This window comes from uncultured Oceanicoccus sp., from assembly GCF_963968385.1.
GTDB lineage: Bacteria > Pseudomonadota > Gammaproteobacteria > Pseudomonadales > Dasaniaceae > Oceanicoccus.
In genome coordinates this window covers 1-3,966 of record NZ_CAXAHB010000107.1, presented here as the reverse complement: position 1 = coordinate 3,966, position 3,966 = coordinate 1, and the positions used below count along the sequence as shown (strand labels likewise).

Here is a 3,966-nt window from a genome sequence, read left to right as displayed (position 1 = left end):
ATTGATACTCCAAATGTGAATAAGTCACTTGACTTGTCAGAAGCTTATCCTTGTTTGGTATTATTCAGAACCAATGATACCATTATAACAAAATTAAAAAAGCACAGTTTAACGAACAAAGTTTCTCGGGTTGCACGATTACGATTTCAGTAGATGCTGAAGTAAACCAAGCAAAAGTATAGGTAAAAAAATAAAAACAATGATTCCATTTTCCCCAATAAGCTGCCTGTTATGAAAGGGATTATATTTACCGAATTTATGGATTTAGTTGAAACAACATTTGGCTATAGTGTGGCAAATGTTTTGTTGGATGGCTGTGATTTGCCTTCCGGCGGCGCCTATACCTCGGTAGGTACCTATGATCATCAAGAAATCCTCACACTAGTCGGCCAGCTACAAAAATTAACCGGCACGCCTGCGCCTGATTTGCTTGAAGCTTACGGCAAATTTTTATTTCCTAAGTTAGCGGTACAAATGGCTTCAATGTCGTTGGCATTTGATGGCGCCTTAGATTTATTGTTATCACTGGAAAGCATTATTCATAAAGAAGTGCTTAAACTCTACCCAGATGCCGAGCTTCCCTCTTTTGATGTTAAAAAAATTAACGATAACGAAATACTGATGGAATATCGTTCCTGTAGGCCGTTTGCCCATTTAGCAAAAGGGCTGATAGACGGTTGTGGTGAGTACTACCAGGAAACACTTTCTGTTTCCATGAAACATATTAATACAGAGGCTGAATTCGTTACCCTGATTACGGTGAGGCAGCTATGAGTGAGAGCGATGTAGAAATAGAGCTCTCTTATCTGCGCAAAAAATTGAAGCGCGAAAAAATTGCCCGTATGCAGGCCGAAGTACTGCTAGAAAATAAAAGTTCTGAGTTATTTGATATCAATAAACGCCTGCAAGAAACCAATAAGCAGTTAGATAAAATAGTCGCGAAGCGTACCCGCGCATTACGTGCTTCAGCACAGCGAGTAGAGACCACCTCAGGTAAGTTAGAAACAATTGTTAACCGATTAAACTTAGTACTTGATATTGCCAATGCAGTCACTTGGCTACTAGATATTCGACAGGGAACGATAGATCTTGCGGGTAAATGTGAAAGTTTGCTCGGCATTGAGCCAGTCAAAGGGATGTCAATCGATGATTTAATGCGGCGCGTTCATAAAAATGATCGCGGTAGCTTGAATGAAGCCTTAGAGCTGGCCTTCCATGAAGGCAAAGCCGTTAACCTTCGCGGCCGTGTGATGAGTCGCGATGGATCTTACCGATGGTTTCAGATTAATGGCGAACTTACTTCACTGGGTACCAAACGATCGCTATGTATTATTGGTTCTTGTATTGAAGTGCATGAGCAGGTTGTCCGTGAGCGAGAAATTTGGCACGCGGCTAACCATGATGCATTAACCCAGCTGCCTAATCGAAACTATTTTGAAACACAATTCACTGAGCTGGCAGGGGAAAGTTTTAGCAGCGGTGAAAGCTTTACCGTTGCCTTGATTGATATCAATGACTTTACCCATATTAATGAAACCTATGGTCATCGCGTCGGTGATATTGTGCTACATGATCTTGCCAATGTATTGAAATCATACTCTGATTCAATCGCACATATTGCTCGATTATCGGGTGATGAGTATGTGATGATTTTTAAACAGGATATTGCTACTTTTTCTGCCCATGAATTATCGCAAGCACTGATTGATGAATGCGCCACGCTGTCGATAAAAGATGGCGAGCGTTTGGGTTTAAGCCTAACCGTGGGGCTTGCTGTTTTCCCCAAGGATGGTGCCACGCTGGATGATTTGATGCAGTCAGTGCGTTCAGCGGTGCAAGTTGGCAAGCAGAAAAAACATATTGGCAGTAACTGTGTGCTGTATAACGATGCAATTGAGCGCGAGCGGATGCGTGAAAAAGATATCCGCTTGGCATTAAAATCAGCGATTAGAACACAATCGTTTGATATCGCTTTTCAGCCGATTATGTGTCGAGAGGCGCAGAGCTTTGTCGGCTGTGAGGTGCTATTCCGCTGGCCTGATATGGATCCCCAGTGGCAGATTCAAGATGTTATTGACGTGGCAGAAAATAGCGGTTTGATTCTTGATCTCGGCGAGCAAGTGATAGATATGGCGCTGGCTAAAATCAGTTGCTTGGCCGATATGGGCATTGATAAATGGGTCTCTGTGAATATCTCACCGCTACAATTTCAGTTTCGTGATGTGCCGCAAATGATTTCTAGCGCCATCCTAAAATATAATGTCGATCCGGAGATGTTGCTGATTGAGGTGACGGAAAATATTTTCCTAGAAAATTTTACCCGGGTTTCAGCAGCGTTAAGTCAGTTATCAAAAATGGGCGTGCGTATCGCTATTGATGATTTTGGTTCTGGTTATTCCAGCTTGCGCTATGTGCAGTTGCTGCCGATTGATAAAATCAAAATTGATAAAGTCTTTATTGATCATGTCGGCTCCAGTACCGAAAGTCAGGGTATTGTGGAAGCCGTGATTAATATGTCCCATTCGATGGGTTATAAAGTGGTTGCAGAGGGTGTTGAAACCGAGGCGCAACTGTCGGTTTTAAATGCTATGAACTGTGACTATGTGCAGGGTTATTATTACTCCAAGCCAGTTAACTTCGATCAACTCATCAAGCTGGACGATTTCAGTCAAACGGCTCCATCGGTGTCAGAAACCCCTATTGAGGATGCCTCGTAAAGCCAAAGGTTTGTTATTGTCTGGTTGCAGATGATTTGTCCCTCATCGATTAATACCCAATAAAATTTCCTTCCGAAGCCTTGCCAGCGCTAGGCTTGTCGCTGTTATAATAGCACCCGCAAACCTAAGGGGTGGCTTCGGCCTGAGATGTTTGAAAAAACAAACCCTTGAACCTGATCCGGTTAATACCGGCGTAGGAATAGGTCTTTTAAATACCCTCTTCGCGTCGCTCGCCGGGTCTCTTTTTATATTGGAGACTCATATGTTAATTGCAACAAAGCTTTATTTATCCCATCTTAAAAAAATTCCCATAGCTCTAATTACTGGCGGAGTGGCTATCTATTCAGGATTGGCAGCCGCACAGCAAAGCCCCGTTGATGAAATCGAAGAAGTAATCGTTAGCGCCGATTTTCGTAATACCCAGTTGATGCAAAGTACGGGCAGTATCAGCGTGTTGGTTGAGCAGACTATTCAGGAACGGGCATCACAACATCTTGAAAGTATTTTAAATACCGTACCGAATGTTACTTGGTCCGCTGGTGGTTCGCGTAGTCGCTTTATCCAGATGCGTGGTATTGGCGATTTGGAGCAGTATTCGGATCCGAAATATTACCCCTCGGTCGGTATTATGCTGGATGATCTGGAGTTGGGTGATTCTGCCAGTGCCGGCATGCTATTTGATACCGAGCAGGTTGAAGTGCTCAGGGGGCCTCAGGGTGTTCGCTTTGGCGCCAGCGCTCATGCCGGTATGGTAAATATCAAAACCAAGGCGCCTACTGATAGCTTTGAAGGCAGTATTAGTGGCGGCGTGGGCAATTACGATAGTTATAACCTAGGTGCAACTATCAGTGGCCCACTAACCGATCAGTTAAAAGGCCGATTAGCGATTCAGCAAAATACGGGCGATGGCTATATCGAGAATAGGCAGCTGGCTAAAGATAATACCAATGGTTTTGATGAGCTGACTGCCAGAGCAAAACTGCAGTGGTCGCCGTCTGCCAACTCTCAATATGATATTGGTGTGTTCTATTTTGATAGTGACAATGGCTATGATGTTTGGTCATTGGATAACGAACGAATCACCTACTCCGATCAGCCTGGCAAAGATAAGCAGGAAACTTTGGCCGTTACCGCTAAAGGTGAGTGGGTGTTAAATAGCGAGCAAACGCTGCAAGCGGTGTTGACGCATACGGATAGTGATTTGCTCTGGAGCTATGATGCTGATTGGATTGCAGATGACTTTTGTGTG

Annotated in this window: 3 protein-coding genes and 1 riboswitch; all 3 genes read left to right on the top strand. The window is 43.7% G+C overall.

All coding sequences use genetic code 11. From position 1 onward, the window contains the following. Positions 1-231 precede the first annotated feature (231 nt). Complete coding sequence (locus AACP44_RS08630) at positions 232-774, top strand: heme NO-binding domain-containing protein (protein ID WP_339340124.1); 543 nt, start codon at positions 232-234, stop codon at positions 772-774. After that, on the top strand, positions 771-2,717 hold the full coding sequence (locus AACP44_RS08625; RefSeq protein WP_339340123.1) for a GGDEF and EAL domain-containing protein: 1,947 nt from the start codon (positions 771-773) through the stop codon (positions 2,715-2,717). The genes AACP44_RS08630 and AACP44_RS08625 overlap by 4 nt, the downstream gene beginning before the upstream one ends. Positions 2,718-2,834: 117 nt before the next feature. Further along, positions 2,835-2,934: riboswitch (TPP riboswitch) on the top strand. Positions 2,935-2,979: 45 nt separating this feature from the next. Continuing rightward, on the top strand, positions 2,980-3,966 hold a 987-nt coding region (locus AACP44_RS08620; protein WP_339340122.1), incomplete at its 3' end, for a TonB-dependent receptor plug domain-containing protein.

Bases quoted from the DNA above. Each gene is read 5' to 3' on its own strand.
- AACP44_RS08630 (WP_339340124.1), top strand. From the start codon at position 232: ATGAAAGGGATTATATTTACCGAATTTATGGATTTAGTTGAAACAACA.
- AACP44_RS08625 (WP_339340123.1), top strand. From the start codon at position 771: ATGAGTGAGAGCGATGTAGAAATAGAGCTCTCTTATCTGCGCAAAAAA.